The following is an 18,699-nucleotide window of genomic DNA, read 5'->3' as shown; positions in this document are numbered from 1 at the left end:
CGCGGGGGCTGTTTCAGCCTCTTGCACCTGCGGCAAAGTTATGTTTGCTTGCGCAGAAATTTTGTTGCGCTGGAGAGCCCTATGCGGGTTGGATTATATCCCGGTACCTTTGACCCAATCACATTGGGCCATATCGACATCATTCGCCGTGCCGCTGCATTGGTGGATAAGCTTGTGATTGGCGTCGCTATCAACCGCGACAAGGGCCCTCTGTTTTCTTTGGAAGAACGAGTCGCGATGATCGAAGCCGAGTGTGCGCATCTCACCGAACAGACCGGAACCGAAATCGTAGCGCACCCATTTGAAAACCTGCTGATCGATTGTGCACGAGATGCCGGGGCGCAAATCATTGTGCGCGGTCTGCGAGCGGTCGCGGATTTCGAGTATGAATTCCAGATGGTTGGCATGAACCGCGCGCTGGACGACTCGATTGAAACGGTCTTCCTAATGGCCGAGGCTCGGCATCAGGCGATTGCCTCGAAACTGGTCAAAGAAATCGCCAGATTAAACGGGGACGTGTCGAAATTCGTCACGCCCCGCGTCAATGAAGCTCTTCGTGAGCGTTTAGGCTAGGGCACCCATCGCGGCGGCCGTGTCCAGCATTCGGTTCGAGAAGCCCCACTCATTGTCGTACCAAGCGAGGACGCGCACCAGCGTGCCGTCGGTTACTTTGGTTTCAGCCAGCGAAACGGTCGAGCTGTGTGGGTCGTGGTTGAAATCGATCGATACCAGCGGGCGATTCTCGGCTGCCAAAACGCCGGGGACTTTCGCGGCGGCTTCTACGAAGAGGGCATTGACCTCCTCTTCGGTTGTTGGGCGTGATACTTCGGCGACCAGGTCAACAACTGAGACATTGGGCGTAGGCACGCGAATGGCTTGCCCGGTCAACTTTCCGGCCAGTTGTGGCAAAACCAGACCCACTGCAGACGCCGCGCCGGTTGTCGTGGGAATCATCGACAGTGCTGCTGCGCGCGACAGGTAGGGGTCTTTCCCAGCTGTATCATGAACCGGTTGGCTCGCCGTGTAGGCATGAACGGTTGTCATATTGCCGTGCTTGATGCCAAGCCCTGCGTCCAGTGCTGCGGCCACGGGCGACAGGCAGTTGGTGGTGCACGAGGCGTTCGAGACAACGATATCGTTAGCGGTCAGCTCATGATCGTTTACGCCAAAGACGACGGTCTTCACACCGCCATCGCCGCGGGCAGGGGCGGAGATCAGTATTTTCTTTGATCCGTTTTTCAGATGCCGCTCGGCTGCTTCGCGGGTACGAAAGACGCCGGTACATTCCAGAACCACATCCACATCAGACCAGTCCAGTGCTTCGGGGTCTCGCTCGCTGGTCAACCGGATCGGTCCGGCACCAACATCCAGACCGGCGTCAGTCAGTGTGACAGGTCTGGGATAGCGGCCATGCACACTGTCGAACTCGAACAAATGTGCGTTCATTTCGGGTTTTGCCAGATCGTTGATTGCGATGATTTCAACATCAGTACGTCCGGACTCCATGACGGCTCGCAGAACGCCACGCCCGATCCGTCCAAATCCGTTGATTGCCAGCTTGAGTGTCATAATGCGCTCCGTCAGAATTCGGTCGATTGATGGTTAGCGCTAACAAAGCTAGATTGGCGCGAAAGTCAAGCAAAACCTCTGTCATCGCCAGAAGGCGAGCCAATCCAGGAAATCGTAGAGTTTCTTACCAAGGAACAGCAGGTGTTCGGTGCCGAACAGTGCAACGTCCAGCATCAGCCCACCCAGGATCAGGACTCCAAGCCAGATGGCGATTTGATTTGTCATTGCTGCGCCCTGAACGAAAATGCCCGCTCAGATAACCTGAGCGGGCATCAAGGTACAAGCGATGTGCGAAGGGTCAGTTAAGGCGGCCCATCGCTACGGCGACATCCGCCATACGCACCGAGAAGCCCCATTCGTTGTCATACCATGCCAGCACACGTACCATACGGTTGTCAACGACGCGGGTCTGGTCTGGCGCGAAGATCGAGCTCTCTTCGGTGTGGTTGAAATCGGTCGAGACCAGCGGCGCGCGCTCATAGCCCAGAACCCGCTGCATCGGGCCCTTGGCGGCTTCTTCAACGATCGCGTTAACCTCTTCTACAGTCACGTCGCGCGATGCGCGGAACGACAGGTCGACGGCCGAGACATTTGGGGTAGGTACACGGATCGCGGAACCGTCCAAGCGGCCCTTAAGGTTAGGCAGGACTTCACCCAGCGCTGCCGCAGCACCGGTTGTGGTCGGGATCATCGACATCGCCGCTGCGCGCGCGCGATACAGGTCGCTGTGACGACGGTCCAGAGTGGGCTGGTCGCCGGTATAAGCGTGGATCGTGGTCATGATGCCATGCTCGATACCGATGCCTTCATCCAGAACTTTGGCAAGCGGGGCAAGGCAGTTGGTCGTGCAGGAGCCGTTGGACACCATATTGTCGTTTGCAGTCAGGGTGTTGTGGTTTACGCCAAACACAATTGTCTTATTGACATTCTTACCTGGCGCCGAAAGCAGCACCTTACCAGCGCCGCGATCTAGGTGCGTCTTTGCCTTTAACCCGTCATTGAACTTGCCAGTACATTCCAGGACGACATCACAGCCTTCCCAGTCAAGCTCGTTCATGTCATAGGTCGAGAACATTTCCATCGGGCCACGGCCCAGATCCATGGTGTTGCCTTCGACAGACACTTCGCGCGGGAAACGGCCGTGAATGCTGTCATATTTCAGCAGATGTGCCGATGTTTCCAGCGGGCCAGTGGCGTTGACCTTGATCACTTCGATGTCGTTACGCGCCGATGCGGCGATGTGCGACAGTGTACAGCGGCCGATGCGGCCAAAACCATTGATACCGACCTTGATGGTCATCCGACGTCTCCAAACTGCGCTTGTGTTGCTGGCCATATAGCCGTGAAAACCGAATCTCAAAAGGGCAAAAATGGCATATTTTTAAGGTGTTAGCGCAAACCTGAGCCGGTTGCGCTAACGCTTGCGCTAAGGGTTGGATCAGGTAGTGTCGGCAACAGCGGATAAACAAGAGGATGCGCGATGAGTGGTCTGTTGGCCCTGTTGGATGATGTGGCAGGCATTGCAAAGGTTGCAGCGTCATCAGTGGACGATGTCGTAGCGGCGGCTGGCAAGGCCGGGGCCAAGACTGCCGGTGTAATAATCGACGACGCGGCGGTAACTCCGAAATACGTGCAGGGGTTCGCGCCGGCACGAGAATTACCCATCATCTGGCGCATCGCTCGCGGATCAGTTTTCAACAAGATTGTCTTGCTGTTGCCCGTGGCACTGCTGTTGGCGAACTTTGCGCCATGGCTGATTACGCCTTTGCTGATGATAGGTGGCTCGTATCTGTGCTTTGAGGGCGCCGAGAAGATTTTTCATGTCTTGTTCCCGCATGGCAGTCACGTCATCGAAGAAGACATGAAAAATCGTGACCCAGGGCATTTGGAAGAGCAGAAGGTCAAGGGGGCAATCAAGACCGATTTCATTCTGTCCGCCGAGATCATGACCATTGCATTGGCGGCTATCGAAGCGCCCAACATCTGGATGCAGGCTGCGACGCTTGCGGTGGTTGGGTTGGGTGTGACTCTGGCAGTTTACGGTTCGGTTGCGCTGATCGTGAAGATGGATGATGTCGGGTTGTATCTGGCTAAGAACGCACCGACGCCCGTAGGCCGAGGTCTTGGTCGGGGCTTGGTCAAAGCCATGCCCGGCGTGATGAAGACACTTTCAATCGTTGGAACTGCCGCGATGCTCTGGGTCGGAGGATCGATTATCATCCACGGGATGGAGGTTCTGGGCTTTGGCTGGTTGGGCCATCATATTCATGACTGGGCTTATGCGGTAGGACACGCAGTGCCTGCCCAATGGGAAAAAGCCGCCGAATGGATCGCAAAAGCGACAATGGATGGGGTGTTCGGTTTGGTTTGGGGGTTTGTGTTGATACCGTTGGCGACGAAGGTCATTGCGCCGATGATCGGGAGGTTTTCAAATAAGCCTGGAGTTCACTGAATCGAAGGCGTGAGGTGATGGATCTTAGTCATTTACCAGCCTTTCGACCGGTTCAATACCGCACCCGGTTTAAGTTGAGGGGGCTCGCTGCCAAACGTAAAGCAGCGGCATTGGCTGCCATGAACCTTGGTGCGGAACAAATGCCGTTTGAACCGAACGCGCTGTATCGGGTTCTGCATTTTCGGATCGATACGGCGGACAAAGCTGCCGAACGTGCCAGGTGGGCAGGCGGGCGAATGTTCGACCTGCTTACGGGTCAATCTGCGCACTTCATTGCGCTTTATGGAACGCATGTGCGGCAAGTTTTGTCTTGGGCAGGGCAAAACGTACCCGGAGGGATCGTGCCAGCGGAACGGTACGAACTGCGATTGGACTTTGCGAAATTGGCATATGAGGCGTTAAGGGCGAAATTGGGCCAGCCAAAATAAGAAAGGGCGGCCTAGAAAGCTGCCCTTTGTATCTACAACTGTTGAGCCGAGTGCTTACAGCCCCAGCAGTTCTTTTACCTTCGCGACGGTCGCATCTGCGGTAATGCCAAAGTGTTTGTAAAGCTCACCTGCCGGGGCCGATGCACCAAAGCTCGACATGCCAATAAACCCAGCTTTGGCTTCGCGGCCACGTTCACCCAGCAACCAGCGGTCCCATCCGCCAGCGCGTACGGCGGCCTCGATACCAACGCGGACGGCACCGGCAGGTAGGACGCGTTTGCGATAGGATTCATCCTGTTCGGCAAACAACTCCATGCAGGGCATTGATACGACGCGGGTGCCGATGCCCTCGGCCTCCAGCATCGCTTTGGCTTCCATGGCCAGCGAGACCTCGGATCCGGTAGCGATCAGGATTGCCTGACGTTTGGCTTCTGCGTCAGCGAGCACGTATGCGCCTTGTGAGGTCAGGTTTTTACCTTTGTGCTCGGTCCGCACTGTTGGCACGCCCTGACGGGTCAGCGACAGGACCGAGGGGCTGTCTTTGAAGGTAAGTGCCAGTTCCCAAGCTTCGGCAGTCTCAACAGTGTCAGCGGGGCGGAAGACATAGGTGTTTGGCGTTGCGCGCGAAATCGCCAGATGTTCCACCGGCTGGTGGGTCGGGCCGTCTTCGCCCAGACCAATCGAGTCATGTGTCATCACAAAGACCGTAGGCACCTTCATCAAGGCAGCCAGACGCATGGAAGGGCGGGCATAGTCAGTGAAAGCCATGAAGGTGCCGCCATAGGGGCGGATGCCCCCGTGCAGAGCCATACCGTTCATCGCAGCGGCCATGCCGTGTTCACGGATACCATAGTGGATGTAGCGGCCTTTGCGGTTTTCCGGCAGGAAAACGCCCATATCCGCCGATTTGGTATTGTTTGAACCAGTCAGGTCAGCCGAACCACCAATGGTTTCTGGCATGATCGGGTTCACCACGTTCAGAACCTTTTCGGACGACGCTCGGGTGGCCAGCTTTGGCTGCTCTTCCGACATCTGTTTCTTGAATGACCGGATGGCACCAGCCAGTTTCTTCGGCGCTTCAAACGCATAGGCACGGTTGAATTCCGCCTGCTTACGCTCGGAGATTTGCGCGAAACGCCCTTCCCATGCAGCGCGCTCGGCAGCACCACGTGTACCGATAGCTTCCCATGCGGCTTTGACCTCTGTGGGGATGACAAACGCATCATGCGGCCAGCCATAGCCATCTTTGGCCGCCTTCAACTGATCCTGATCGGTCAGTGCGCCGTGGCCTTTCGAAGTATCCTGCGCCGCGTGGCCAAGTGCGATGTGGCTCTCGCAGGCGATCATTGTCGGCTTGTTCGACTTTTTCGCCCGCACGATGGCGTCGTCGATGGCCTTGGGGTCATGACCGTCAATCTCAAGCACATGCCAGCCCGAAGCCGCAAAACGGCGCACCTGATCGGTGCGGTCGGCTATATCAACGGTGCCGTCGATGGTGATGTTGTTGTTGTCCCAGAAGACGATCAGCTTGCTCAGTTCGTGTCGGCCAGCCAGCGTGATCGCCTCTTGGCTAACGCCTTCCATCAGGCAGCCGTCGCCCGCAATCACATAAGTGTAGTGATCAACGATCTTCTTGCCGTAATGCGCGCGCTGTATTTCCTCGGCCATGGCAAAGCCCACAGCGTTCGAGATGCCCTGACCCAGAGGGCCAGTGGTGGTTTCGACACCGTCTATCAGGAAGTTCTCGGGGTGGCCGGCTGTTTTGGCACCCAACTGGCGGAAGTTTTTGATATCTTCCAGCGTAACGTCGCCATGACCAGTCAGGTAAAGCAGCGAATAGACCAGCATCGAACCGTGGCCCGCCGACAGGATGAACCGGTCACGATCCGGCCAATTCGGGGCAGAGGCGTCAAATTTTAGGTGCTTTTCGAACAATACAGTCGCAACATCGGCCATGCCCATTGGCATACCGGAATGGCCGGAATTTGCGGCGGCGACGGCATCGAGGGTCAGGGTGCGGATGGCCGCAGCCTTGTCCCAGTGTTCGGGGTTGGCATTGCGCAGCGCAGTCAGGTCCACGGGCGTTATTCCTTTGGGTTACGGGCAGATTTAGCGCTGAATACCATCCGTCTGACAAAGTGCAAGCAGAACCGGGTTCTGCGCCGAACTGGCGCTTCAAGAGCGGTGTGCAAGTGATTGAAACCAAACAGTGGGTATTTTCTGTTACATTCCGTTAGACTAGTGCAGAGAGCCGCCGCTTTTGATTCGGACAGGCGTATAGCAGAACGAACCTTGATAAAGAGGTGACAGGGGCATGAGTCAGATCGAAGAATTACAACGCCGTATCATTACTGCGATGGAGCGGATCGGCACCGGAGTCGAGGCACTGCAGGACGCTGAGCCCGCGGTCGATAATGGTGCTGCATTACGATCAGAACTTGAAGAAGAGCGCTTGGCCAACGCGCAGTTGGAAGAGCGGCTGAAATCGCTCATAGAAAGGCACGCTCTTGAGGTTGATGCACTCCGGGAGCAGGCGGGATCAGGAGAAGAAGTTGCTGCACTGCGTGATCAATTGGCCGAGGCGACCGCAAAGCTTGCAACGGTCGAGGCCGCGCGCGCAGAGTTAGCCGAGGCCAAGGCCGCTCTGGATAACAGCGACGAAGTAAATTCGCTGAAAGCCGAAATCGAAACCCTGCGATCCATGGAAAATGCCGCAGAAGAAGCCGAGTCGTTGCGGGCCGAGGTCGAGCAATTGACCCCCATCGCAGATCGCGCCGAAGAGATGGAGGCAGAGCTGTCCCGTCTGCGCGCTGAATTGGTCGATAGCGAGCGGCTGACCGAACTGAACGCCGAGCTTGAAATGCTGCGTGCCGAGCGTGCCAGCCATGGCGCGGCGATGTCGCGACTGGATGACGATTTGCAACGGTTGCGCAAGGCAAACGAACAGTTGCGTGGAACAGTGGATGAATTGCGCGCCGCTGCAGAAGAGGGTGTGACCGATGCAGACATGCTGAATCGCGCAACTGCTGCAGAGTTGGAGGCAACGCGTGCCGCAAGAGCCTCGGACGCGGCCGAAGCACACGCGGTTCTGGCCCGGCTCGAACCGTTGTTGACCCATGCCAATCTGGCTGAAGGAGAGGTTGAATAATGCCCGAGGTGACCATTCATATCGGTGGACGAGGATTTGATGTCTCGTGCCAGGACGGTGAAGAGCCCTTTCTGCAGGCCGCGGCCAAGCTTTTGGATGATGAAGCACAGGTATTGTCGGACCAGATCGGACGCATGCCTGAATCGCGCATGTTGTTGATGGCCGGACTAATGTTGGCCGACAAAGCTGCAGCGCACGAAGATCGCCTGAAGCTGGCCGAGGCAAAGCTTGTGGAAGCCGAAGCCGAGTTAAATCGTCTGCGTAGTCAACCTCTGCCCGAGCCCGAGCGAATTGAAGTTGCAGTGGTGCCGCCTTCGGTAACAGACACATTGGCGGAGATGGCCGCGCGTGCAGAAGCGCTGGCTGCGGTGATCGAGGAAAGGAACGCCTGATGGGCTTTGTTCGAACGGCAGCAGGGGCCGCGGTATTGTCTTTTTACGCTACGGCGGGTTTGGCCGAGATCGATATACTGTCTGTGACATTTAACTGCGAGAGCAACACGCAGGTGCCAGTGTCCTATTTCAACGCCGCAGATGGATCGGGTGCTGCCGCGATGCTGATTGAGGACCATTTAATTGCGCTGAAACAGGTTCAAAGCGGATCAGGTATTCGCTACGAATCTGTAGACGGGGCAGGGACATACACCCTTCGATCCAAAGGCTGGGAAGCTACGATCAGCCATCAGGCCCAAGGCAGCACAGCCCCCGAACGTGTCTTGTTCAAGGACTGCTCTAGCCGGTGAATTAGGCGTTTGCTTCACGGATTTTATCGGCTGCATCTTTGTCGTAGCCGACATTGTTTTCTTCAAACAAAGTATCCAGCTCTCCCGAAAGGGTCATCTCGGTGATGATGTCGCAGCCGCCGACAAACTCGCCTTTGACGAAAAGCTGGGGCACAGTTGGCCAATCTGAATAATCCTTGATGCCCTGACGGACAGATTCGTCCGCCAAAACATTCACGTCGGTATATTCGACACCCATGTAGTTCAATACACCAGCGACGCGCGACGAGAACCCGCACTGCGGCATCTCTTTGGTACCTTTCATATACAGCACCACGTCATTGGCTTTGACGGTTTCGTCGATCTGGGTTTTCACGTCGGTCATTTGGTGTTTCCTTTGCTCTTCGGCATTATTGCTTTGGCGTAGTCTTGAGGATTCTTCGGAATATGGGTCTGCGCCGAGCTAATTGCACCGTCATGTGAATTGTAGGAGGAATGCAGGAGGTGTTCTCCCTGTCCAGGTGGCGATCCTCGTCTTGTATTACGTCCCGCCTTTGAATGGTTCCAAGCTATGAGCGCGATCAACACAACAAAGACGGTGAATGTAATTGAGATTACAATCGCGTGCTCCATATTACTCCGGTACTTTCGTGGTCAGCGCCAGCGCGTGCAACTCTCCATCCGGGCCATCCATCTTGCCTTTCAACGCGGCATAAACAGCACGTTGTTGCTGAACGCGGTTCTTACCGCGAAAGCTTTCATCCACGACCATGGCAGACATGTGCACGCCATCGCTGCCACCAACCTGGATTTCCGCATCTGGAAAGCTCTCGCGTAGCAGAGTTTCAATTTCGTGGGCGCTCATCGGCATGTAGGTTTACTCCTGAAGGTCTTTCCCAAGATGTAGAGCGATGAGACGGGGCGTGCAAGATGGGGCCGGTTCCGTTCAACAACAATTCCTGCGCGCCGACACGCGCAAGAAATCTGTTTAATCGCACCAGAACAGAGATTGACTAGGCAACGGCTTCGGCAAAGCTGCTGCGGAACGTATCCGCCAGCTCGGCAAGCGAGACTTCGGAGCTGCCGATTTTGACACTATCCCCAATGAAACGTCCGACTGACACTAGGGGAACACCGGCCTGACCAGCTGCGATCATCAATGCTTCGGCCTGATCAAAGTTACAGGCGACCAGATAGCGCGCCTGATCTTCTCCGAACAGGAACTCGGTCGAGGCATCGTCGAGGCAGACGCCGACACCAGCAGCCTCGGCTAGTTCAAAAGCGGCTAGGGCAAGGCCACCGTCACCCAGATCGGTGCAGGCTTTGATCATTTCACGATTGGCGCGAATGAACTCTCCGTTGCGCTGTTCAGCGTCCAGATCGACATGTGGGGCGTCCCCGTCTTCGCGGTTGAAGACTTCGGCCAGCAGGGCCGACTGGCCCAGATGGCCTTGGGTTTCGCCGATAACCAGAGCGACATGGCCTTCACGAACCTCGTTGCCGATGATTTCATCGGCAGTTTGCAGCAGGCCCACGGCCCCAATCGTGGGAGTTGGCAGGATCGCCTGCCCATCAGTCTCGTTATATAGCGACACGTTGCCGGAAACGATGGGCATGTCCAAGGCTCCGACTGCGGCTCCGATACCTTGGATTGCCCCTACAAACTGGCCCATGATCTCAGGCTTTTCGGGATTGCCGAAATTCAGATTGTCAGTGGTGGCCAGCGGCTTGGCGCCCACGGCAGTCAGGTTGCGGTAGGCTTCGGCTACGGCCTGTTTGCCGCCCTCAACAGGGTTTGCGCGGACATAGCGCGGGGTCACGTCGCTGGTGAACGCCAGCACCTTGTCAGTACCGTGCACACGCACCATCCCAGCACCCAGACCAGGCGTGCGGGAGCTGTCGGCCATGACCATTGTGTCATACTGTTCGTACACCCATTGCTTACCCGCGTAGTTCGGCGAAGAGAGCAAGGCGCGAAGGCCATCAACAGGGTCGATCTGGGGCACATCTGTCAGCTCTTCCGCGTTGGGTGTTGGTTCCCATGGGCGGTCGTACTCTGGTGCCGTGGAAGACAGTTTGGAAAGGACGAGGTCTGCTTTGACTTCGCCGTTGTGCATGATCAGGAACCGGTCTTCGGCGATCGTTTCACCGACAATGGCGAAATCCAGATCCCATTTCTCGAAAACCGCACGGGCTTCGGCTTCAAGCTCAGGTTTGAGGACCATCAGCATCCGCTCCTGAGATTCAGACAACATCATTTCGTACGCGGTCATGTTCTCTTCGCGCTGAGGGACATTCTCCAGATCAAGGCGAACGCCTAGGCCACCCTTGTCTCCCATCTCAACGGCCGAACAGGTCAGCCCTGCCGCACCCATATCCTGAATCGAGATCACGGCGCCGGTCTGCATCAGTTCCAGCGTGGCTTCCATCAAGCGTTTCTCAGTGAAGGGGTCGCCGACCTGAACAGTGGGCCGTTTTTCTTCGATAGTGTCGTCGAATTCCGCCGAAGCCATAGTCGCACCCCCCACACCATCGCGTCCGGTTTTAGCGCCTAGATAAACAACAGGCATACCGACACCCGAGGCCGCCGAGTAGAAAATCTTGTCACTGTCGGCCAGACCTGCGGCAAAGGCGTTCACAAGGCAGTTGCCGTTATAGGCCGGATGGAACCGAACTTCGCCACCAACGCAAGGCACACCGAAGCAGTTACCGTAGCCGCCGATGCCTTCAACCACGCCATTTACAAGCTGACGGGTTTTGTGGTGGCCGGGCTCGCCAAAGGACAGCGCATTCATAGAGGCGATGGGGCGGGCTCCCATGGTGAAGACATCCCGCAAAATACCACCAACGCCGGTCGCGGCACCCTGATAGGGCTCAATGTAGGAGGGGTGGTTGTGGCTTTCCATTTTGAACACCACGGCCTGACCGTCGCCAATATCAACCACGCCTGCGTTCTCACCCGGGCCGCAGATAACTTGTGGGCCTGAGGTGGGCAGAGTGCGTAGCCATTTCTTCGAGGACTTATATGAACAATGCTCGTTCCACATAGCCGAGAAAATGCCCAGTTCGGTGAATGTTGGCTCGCGCCCGATGATCTCGAGGATCATGTCGTATTCCTCGGGCTTGAGCCCGTGTGCAGCAATCAGATCCGGGGTGATGGCGGGCTCTTGCATCTTCTGTCCTGTGTCCATAGTGGCCGAGATTGCGGGCCTTTTAGGGCAAGGGCGCTTCCGTGGGAAGGGTCAAGTCACCGCAGGGCCATTTAGAAAAGAAAATGCGGAACCGACAATGCCGCCGATTCCGCACATCTGGAGGTTGGCTTATAGATTGGCGCTGTAAAATCCCAGCGCCAATCCTACCGATTTAGGCCGGGTTCTGACCTTTGTTGACGGCATCAGCTGCAGCTGCACCGGCGGCCGCTTTTTGTTCTTCAGTCATATTCTCGCTGCCAGGTATCGCAACGCGCACCTCTCGGCGGGCGAAGTCGATGCCATTGGCGTTGAACTCTGCTTTCACGCGATTGAAGATTTCCTTCCGCAGCGTGAACTGCTTGCCCGGCTTGGCCATGAACTTGCCTCGGATGATCATACCGACATCATCAAAGTCGAACACACCCTGAGATTTGAACGGCTGCAGGAACCCATCTTTGTGAGTTTCGTCCTGCATCATCTCGGCACCGATCTTCTTGAAGATCTTTTTGACCTTATTGGGATCGGTATCGAAAGGCACAGTGAACTTGAGCTTCATGATGACCCAGTCGCGGCTGAAATTGGTCAGCTTTTGAATCTCGCCATATGGGATCGTGTGAACGGGCCCGCGATGGTGGCGCAATTGCATGGATCGGATCGAGATCTTTTCGACCGTTCCCATGGTGCCGCCGACATCGACATATTCGCCGACACGGAAGGCGTCATCGATCAAGAAGAAAATACCGCCTACGATATCGGCCACCAGTTTTTGCGCGCCAAATCCAATAGCCAGACCCAGAACACCAGCACCGGCCAGCAGCGGTGTAATGTTGATCCCAAGCGCACTCAACGCCAGCAGGCCAAAGATGACGCAGATTGTGACCTGTGCAGTGATCCGCAGCAAAGGCAGAACCGTTGCCAGACGCGAACCACCAGCACCGCCACCTTCGCCGCCAGCTTCTTCATCCAGCTCTTCCGCAGCAGTTTGTTCTTTCGCCAGACGACGATTGATCCAGAGCGAGACAATCTCGTTCAAGATGTAGCCGACTGCGATGATCAGCAGGAACTGGATGACCGCGCCACCGACTTCGGCTCCGATGCCAGCTGATGCGACATGGCGAAGGTCAAGTTGCCAGGCACGCGAAATCATGAGGACCACGAATAGTCCCGCAATAACCCGCCCAATCCGGATATAACTGCGCTTGGCCGAGCGATAGGCGCGTTCCGCCAAAGGTCCTTCACCCGAAAGCGGTGGCTGCAGATGGCGCACCAATCCACGTATCAACGTGTCTAGCGCTGGTGCGATCAACAGCCAGAACATAGTGGTGAAATGCGCCCCGGTTCCAAGCACGCGCAAGATTGCCGGATTACGCTGTGCCACGAGGAATTCAACGAGCAACCAGATCACCACCGACACGCCAATGGCGAAGTAGGGGTAATAATGCGCGACTTCCTCATCAAACTTGGTGCGATCCGGGTCTGTGCCCAGCATCATCTGCGACAGTCCTTCACGAGCAGTCCAGGCGATTACACCGATATAGATGTGGATTGCCGCATTCAGCCAAAAGCCGATGCGCGTCTCGCTTGGAGTAATTCCGTTGAGTCCATTGAAGCGGACAACAAATAGCGTGAAACCGATCAGGATCAGAAGGCCAATCAGATTTCTGTGCAGGTATTTAGCCCAGTGGTCATCAATATTCACCAAGCGGTATTGAGGTTTTTGCGGCGCGAGTACAAATCGCGACACAGCTGCCCCAAGACGCGGGACCCAAATCAAGAAGAATACGAATGGTGCGGCAAACGTGATTTGTTCGGGGGTCAGTAATGCGCGACCAAGCGCCCGGATAACCACGTAGAACACGATGAGACCGGCAATTTCGCGGCAAAACCGGCGGAATAGGTACTGCACGGCTCCCCTAAGGTCAGCTTCATCTCCGACTTCGGATGCCTTTGACCAGCGACGGGTTAATATGCTGAACAACTTTTCTGCTACATATCCGACCAGTAGGACCGATAGCACTAGCCCGATCAAGGTAAGGACCCCGGTTTCGTTGAATTTATCCGCAAAATTGCTGAACGCTTTTATTTGCGCACTGACGATATTGGGAACTGTCGTTAGTACTTGCGTCCAGGAGGTAACCATTTCCGCCCAGATCTCGTTCAGTTCAGTCAGCGGATCTTCGTGACCTTCCTTCTCTGCGGCATGTTTTTCCGCAACCGCGTCAAGGCGTTCAAGCAAGATCGCCCGCACCTGGTCATCAGACATACGCGCAACCAGATCATCGACTTGCTCAGGCGTTAGATCCTGGGGGATCGTAACCGTAGAAGTTGTGCTTGTGTCTTGTGCGTGCAGCGGCACCGCCAGAAACAAGACTGAAATCATCGCCAACAATAGGCGCAATGAATGGAACATGAATTAGCCCTCGAACACGATTTTAAGTGTTTTTTCGGGATCATAGGCTCGTGTATTCAATTTTCCCAGTGCTTTCCTGAGAATTGCCAAACGTAAGGCCAAAAAAAAGGCCGAGCACTAAGCTCGGCCGTAGTCCAACAGGGAGGTATGAAGATGATGAGCGTTACAGCATCATCGCCTTCAATTGCTCATTTAGGGATCAGTTTGTTAACGATCAAGGTTTAATAGGAGATAAGATCGTCATGCCCGCTATGCCCTGAGTGCATGGCTAGAGTTTCCCCATCTGCCTCAGATGTTTGCGGTGGGCGATGATTTCGTCCTGCACGAAATCACGAAAGGCCGCGATCCGCTTGGAATGGCGAAGCTCTTCGGGATAAGCGAGGTAAACCGGTACATCAGCAGTTTCAATGTCCGATAGGATCGGAACCAGATCGGGAAAGTCTTCGGTCACATAGTCGGGAAGGACACCAATTCCAAGATCGTGGAGTACACCTTGCAGAACGCCAAAATAGTTGTTCACAGTTAATAGCGATCCAGGATTATAGGTCATTAGGTGCTTTACCATCGAAGCGCCGGCCCCGACCTGAGGCGCGGATGGTGTCTGGCAGATCAGCCTGTGCTTGGTGATTTCTTCCAGTGATTCAGGTTTGCCACCGTGGCTGTCCAGATAGGCTTTGGTGGCATAGAGCATCATTTGCACTGTCATCAGGCGCTTGCGCACCAAATCCGCCTGACTGGGCTCTTTCATACGGATGGCGACGTCTGCTTCGCGCATCGGCAGGTCAAGAACGCGTTCTTCCAACATCAGATCAATATTGAGATCGGGATATCTTTCGTAAAGCTTTGGCAGTCGAGGTGCGAGCCAGAGCGTGCCGAAACCAAATGTGGTGGTAACACGCAAAACACCGAACACCTCGTCCTCACTGTCCCGAATTCTTGCAGCCGCAGTGTCCAGACGTTTGGACATTGCCGAAGTCGCGTCGAACAGCAATTCGCCTTGTTCAGTTAGAATCAGGCCACGGGCATGGCGGTGGAATAAGGTCGCATCCAGTGATTCTTCGAGAGCGCGAATTTGACGGCTCACAGCAGATTGAGACAAATTGAGCTTGTCCCCTGCATGTGTGAGGCTGCCTGCATCCGCAACCGCGTGAAATATTCTGAGCTTGTCCCAATCCATCGCCGCAACTTTCGTTATCTTTCGGCAGCCCTATATGAAACACGTAACAAATTCCACATTCAAACCGGGAAATCGTTACGGCAAAGGAGAAAATTGCTATACAGGTCAGCAATTGTGACCTAAAATACCTAAAGATACAGCACACTAATCCGACGAGGGGAGACGTCAGATGAGTCAGCCGAAGATCACGTTAAATGATCGGTTTGATCTATCCAAAAGCCCGGTTCTTTTGAACGGAACGCAGGCGTTGGTACGTCTGATGTTAATGCAGAAAGAACGTGACCGCGCGACGGGGTTTAATACTGCGGGTCTGGTTACGGGATATCGAGGATCACCCCTCGGGGCTGTCGATTTGCAGATGTCACGCGCTGAAAAGCAATTGGCCGAAAGCAATGTGACGTTTCAATACGGTCTGAATGAAGACCTTGCCGCCACCGCATTGTGGGGCAGTCAGCAAGCCGGGTTACGTGGCGACGGCAAGTTCGATGGTGTATTTGGCCTTTGGTATGGCAAAGGCCCTGGGGTCGACCGGTCCGGAGATGTGATGCGTCATGCCAACATGGCCGGTACCGCGCAACATGGCGGCGTCCTGATGGCCATGGGCGACGATCATACGGGCGAAAGCTCGACCGTCCTGCATCAGTCTGAATGGTCTTTGGTCGATATGTATATGCCAGTCGTCAGCCCGGCCGGAGTTCAGGAAATCCTGGATTACGGCGTCTACGGATTTGCGCTAAGCCGATTTGCTGGGGTTTGGGTCGGGTTGAAAACGATGAAGGACACGATCGAGGTCACTTCGGTCGTTGATGGTAGCCCCGATCGGATGCAGATAACGATACCACAGTTCGATATGCCCGAAGGAGGGCTGAACATTCGGCTGGGAGACACGCCGCATCTACAGGAAGCGCGGGTCATTGACTATAAACGTTTTGCGGCTGAGACGTTCTCGCATGCGAACAATCTGGACAAACGGGTCTGGGGAAAACCCGGTGCCAAGATCGGGTTTGTTGCCGCGGGCAAGAACTGGCTTGATCTGATGCACTCAATGTCACTGCTTAACATTGATGCAGACGAGGCTGAGCGACTTGGCATTACAACTTACAAGATCGGCCAGACCTTCCCTCTGGATATGAGGGGTTTCCACGATTGGGCGGAAGGTCTCGACCTGATTGTGATCGTCGAGGAAAAGCGCAAGCTGATTGAGGTTCAGGTCAAAGAGGCGATCTTCGACGATCGGCGTGGTCGTCGCGTTTACGGCTGGTACAAAGGCGGGGCAGGGACACTGCACCGCGAAGAGCTGTTCCCGACCCGAGGGGCGCTTGATCCAATCATGATCGCTGAAAAACTTGGGCAGATTCTGGTTGAGGAAGGCCATGATACTGATGGCGTTCGCGCAGGTCTTGCAAAACTGGACGAGGCACGCCGCGCTGATAATGCTCAGGAAATCGCAGCAAGATTGCCCTATTTTTGTTCAGGATGCCCGCATAATAGCTCGACCAAGTTGCCGGAAGGCAGCCGTGCCTATGCCGGGATTGGCTGTCATTACATGGTGCAATGGATGGATCGCGAAACTACCGGATTCACCCAGATGGGCGGTGAAGGGGCGAACTGGATTGGCGAGGCTCCGTTCTCGACCACCAAACACGTGTTTCAGAATCTTGGCGACGGAACCTATAATCACTCGGGCGTTCAAGCGATCCGGGCCGCGTTGGCGGCTGGCACCAATATAACCTTCAAAATTCTATACAACGATGCCGTTGCCATGACTGGTGGGCAAGAGAACGAAGGTGGTCTGAGTGCTGAGCGTATCGTTGCTGAGGTCAGCGCGATGGGTGTCAGCAACGTTGCCATCGTCTATGACGAAAAAGAAGATGTGAACTTCGGGGCGCTACCCTCGGGCGTCGAGACCTTTGAGCGTGCCAAACTGATGCAGGTTCAGGAAAAGTTCCGCGAATTCGAGGGCGTATCAGTCATTGTTTATGTCCAGACCTGCGCTGCCGAAAAGCGCAGGCGGCGCAAGCGGGGCACGTTCCCGGACCCGGACAAGCGCGTGTTCATCAATACCGATATCTGTGAAGGTTGCGGGGACTGCGGCGTCCAGTCGAACTGTGTCTCAATTGTCCCGAAAGAGACCGAGCTCGGGCGCAAACGTGCAATTGATCAGTCGAGCTGCAACAAGGACTTCTCATGCTTGAATGGGTTCTGCCCTTCCTTCGTGACGGTAGAAGGCGCGAAAATCCGCAAAGAAGCCACCACTGAGCTTGATTTACCTGACCTGCCGGAACCTGAGCTGCCGCAGATCGATGGAACCCATAATGTCGTAATCACGGGTGTTGGCGGCACAGGCGTCGTCACGATAGGTGCGGTACTGGCACAGGCTGCACAGATCGACGGTAAAGGGGCAGGCATGATGGAGATGGCGGGCCTCGCACAAAAGGGCGGTGCCGTTCATATCCACTGCCGGCTTGCAAACCAGCCAGAAGACATCAGCGCGATCCGTGTCGCCACTGGTGAAGCGCACGCGCTGATCGGCGGTGATCTGGTGGTCTCGGCTGGGGCAAAAACGCTGGGTCTAACGCAGACTGGTCGTACCGGGGCAGTTGTGAACAGCCATGAGATCATTACCGGTGATTTCACTCGAGATACCGAGTTTACTATTCCAAGTGATCAGCTGCAGCTTGCCCTGCAAGCACGGCTAAAGGATAGGGTCGCACTGTTCGATGCAACCGATCTGGCCCGCGCGGTGATGGGGGATTCGATCTATTCCAACATGATGGTCTTTGGCGCCACATGGCAGCGTGGCCTGCTACCGATCAGTCATCAGGCGATCATGGAAGCGATTGAACTGAACGGTGCGGCGGTCGAACGCAACAAACGCGCGTTCGAAGTTGGCCGCTGGGCTGTGACCCATCACGAAGAGGTCAACAAAATCCTAAGGCCGAACGTGGCCGATTTACCTAAATCGTTGGATCAGATGATCGATTTCCGCGCGGCACATCTGATCGACTATCAGAGCAAGCGATTGGCCAAACGCTATCGTAATTTGGTCGAAAGCGTCGATGATCAGAAGGTCCGTGAAGCGATCGCCAAAGGCTACCATAAGCTATTGTCCTATAAGGATGAATATGAGGTCGCACGGTTGCTGCTCGACAGTCGCCAGAAGGCAGAGGCCGAGTTTGACGGCGACTTCAAAATGACCTTCCATCTTGCACCGCCGACTTTGGGCACAAAGGGCGATAATGGACGTCCGGCCAAGAAAGCCTTTGGCGAGTGGTTTCTTGGCCCTCTGAAAGTGCTTGCAAAACTGAAAGTTCTGCGTGGCACTCCACTGGATTTGTTCGGTTACACGGCGGAGCGCAAAATGGAGCGTGCTTTGATCCGTCAGTATGAAAAGGATTTGAAAGAGGTTCTGCCCAAGCTGACACCCGAGACTAGCGATGCAATTACGGCGCTTGCCGCTCTGCCTTTGGAGATTCGTGGATTTGGTCCGGTTCTGGTCGCGAATGAGACCAAGGCCGCGAAACGGCGCGAAGAATTGCTGGCTGTTATCCGCGATGGCGGGCCTCAAATGCAAGCTGCGGCAGAGTGAGGCTTTACAATCCT

General features: G+C 55.5%; 16 protein-coding genes. 7 read left to right on the top strand and 9 right to left on the bottom strand.

Annotated features, from left to right (window positions below; all coding sequences use genetic code 11):
* Window positions 1-81: 81 nt before the first annotated feature.
* On the top strand, window positions 82-573 hold the full coding sequence (gene coaD / locus ACR0IU_RS01400; protein WP_170539437.1) for a pantetheine-phosphate adenylyltransferase: 492 nt from the start codon (window positions 82-84) through the stop codon (window positions 571-573).
* Here coaD and gap (ACR0IU_RS01395) read toward each other — a convergent pair.
* The 3 genes from gap (ACR0IU_RS01395) to gap (ACR0IU_RS01385) form a co-directional block, all read right to left on the bottom strand.
* Window positions 565-1,569, bottom strand: a complete 1,005-nt coding sequence (gap, locus tag ACR0IU_RS01395; protein WP_480714996.1) for a type I glyceraldehyde-3-phosphate dehydrogenase — start codon at window positions 1,567-1,569, stop codon at window positions 565-567. The genes coaD and gap (ACR0IU_RS01395) overlap by 9 nt on opposite strands.
* Window positions 1,570-1,650: 81 nt before the next feature.
* Entirely contained in the window at window positions 1,651-1,794 is a 144-nt protein-coding gene (locus ACR0IU_RS01390) for a hypothetical protein (protein ID WP_008757368.1), read from the bottom strand.
* 73 nt (window positions 1,795-1,867) lie between these two features.
* Entirely contained in the window at window positions 1,868-2,869 is a 1,002-nt protein-coding gene (gene gap / locus ACR0IU_RS01385) for a type I glyceraldehyde-3-phosphate dehydrogenase (RefSeq protein ID WP_480714995.1), read from the bottom strand.
* 180 nt (window positions 2,870-3,049) lie between these two features.
* Between gap (ACR0IU_RS01385) and ACR0IU_RS01380 the strand changes: the two genes are divergently transcribed.
* Window positions 3,050-4,021, top strand: coding sequence for a DUF808 domain-containing protein (locus ACR0IU_RS01380; RefSeq protein ID WP_480714994.1), 972 nt, complete (start codon window positions 3,050-3,052; stop codon window positions 4,019-4,021).
* Window positions 4,022-4,038: 17 nt separating this feature from the next.
* On the top strand, window positions 4,039-4,449 hold the full coding sequence (locus tag ACR0IU_RS01375) for a hypothetical protein (RefSeq protein ID WP_480714993.1): 411 nt from the start codon (window positions 4,039-4,041) through the stop codon (window positions 4,447-4,449).
* Between the two features lie 54 nt (window positions 4,450-4,503).
* Here ACR0IU_RS01375 and tkt read toward each other — a convergent pair whose 3' ends face one another.
* Window positions 4,504-6,528 (bottom strand): transketolase, encoded by a 2,025-nt coding sequence (tkt, locus tag ACR0IU_RS01370; protein WP_480714992.1) that lies wholly within the window; start codon window positions 6,526-6,528, stop codon window positions 4,504-4,506.
* 235 nt (window positions 6,529-6,763) lie between these two features.
* On the opposite strand from tkt, the gene ACR0IU_RS01365 reads away from it, so the two are divergent.
* Genes ACR0IU_RS01365 through ACR0IU_RS01355 form a run of 3 tightly spaced genes read left to right on the top strand, consistent with a single transcriptional unit; the run spans window position 6,764 to window position 8,339 of the window.
* Window positions 6,764-7,597 (top strand): hypothetical protein, encoded by an 834-nt coding sequence (locus ACR0IU_RS01365; protein WP_480714991.1) that lies wholly within the window; start codon window positions 6,764-6,766, stop codon window positions 7,595-7,597.
* Window positions 7,597-7,989 (top strand): cell division protein ZapA, encoded by a 393-nt coding sequence (locus ACR0IU_RS01360; protein ID WP_170469928.1) that lies wholly within the window; start codon window positions 7,597-7,599, stop codon window positions 7,987-7,989. The genes ACR0IU_RS01365 and ACR0IU_RS01360 overlap by 1 nt, the downstream gene beginning before the upstream one ends.
* Entirely contained in the window at window positions 7,989-8,339 is a 351-nt protein-coding gene (locus tag ACR0IU_RS01355) for an MliC family protein (RefSeq protein ID WP_480714990.1), read from the top strand. Before ACR0IU_RS01360 ends, ACR0IU_RS01355 begins: the two co-directional genes overlap by 1 nt.
* A 1-nt stretch (window position 8,340) precedes the next feature.
* Here the strand turns inward: ACR0IU_RS01355 and grxD are convergent, their stop codons facing one another.
* The 5 genes from grxD to ACR0IU_RS01330 all read right to left on the bottom strand — a co-directional run bounded on the left by grxD (window position 8,341) and on the right by ACR0IU_RS01330 (window position 15,096).
* Window positions 8,341-8,703, bottom strand: a complete 363-nt coding sequence (gene grxD, locus ACR0IU_RS01350) for a Grx4 family monothiol glutaredoxin (RefSeq protein ID WP_170469934.1) — start codon at window positions 8,701-8,703, stop codon at window positions 8,341-8,343.
* Window positions 8,704-8,952: 249 nt separating this feature from the next.
* Complete coding sequence (locus tag ACR0IU_RS01345; RefSeq protein WP_010439863.1) at window positions 8,953-9,189, bottom strand: BolA family protein; 237 nt, start codon at window positions 9,187-9,189, stop codon at window positions 8,953-8,955.
* Between the two features lie 142 nt (window positions 9,190-9,331).
* Window positions 9,332-11,491, bottom strand: coding sequence for a phosphoribosylformylglycinamidine synthase subunit PurL (gene purL / locus ACR0IU_RS01340; RefSeq protein WP_480714989.1), 2,160 nt, complete (start codon window positions 11,489-11,491; stop codon window positions 9,332-9,334).
* Between the two features lie 190 nt (window positions 11,492-11,681).
* On the bottom strand, window positions 11,682-13,919 hold the full coding sequence (locus ACR0IU_RS01335; protein WP_480714988.1) for a mechanosensitive ion channel family protein: 2,238 nt from the start codon (window positions 13,917-13,919) through the stop codon (window positions 11,682-11,684).
* Between the two features lie 268 nt (window positions 13,920-14,187).
* Complete coding sequence (locus ACR0IU_RS01330) at window positions 14,188-15,096, bottom strand: LysR family transcriptional regulator (protein WP_170469946.1); 909 nt, start codon at window positions 15,094-15,096, stop codon at window positions 14,188-14,190.
* Between the two features lie 169 nt (window positions 15,097-15,265).
* Here ACR0IU_RS01330 and ACR0IU_RS01325 point away from each other — a divergent pair, with 169 nt between their 5' ends.
* Window positions 15,266-18,685, top strand: a complete 3,420-nt coding sequence (locus ACR0IU_RS01325; RefSeq protein WP_480714987.1) for an indolepyruvate ferredoxin oxidoreductase family protein — start codon at window positions 15,266-15,268, stop codon at window positions 18,683-18,685.
* The last annotated feature ends 14 nt before the right edge of the window (window positions 18,686-18,699 follow it).

The sequence above is a fragment of the Ruegeria sp. CL5 genome (assembly GCF_056536485.1).
Note: the sequence above shows the minus strand (reverse complement) of the source record. Positions and strands in the feature narration are given on the sequence as shown.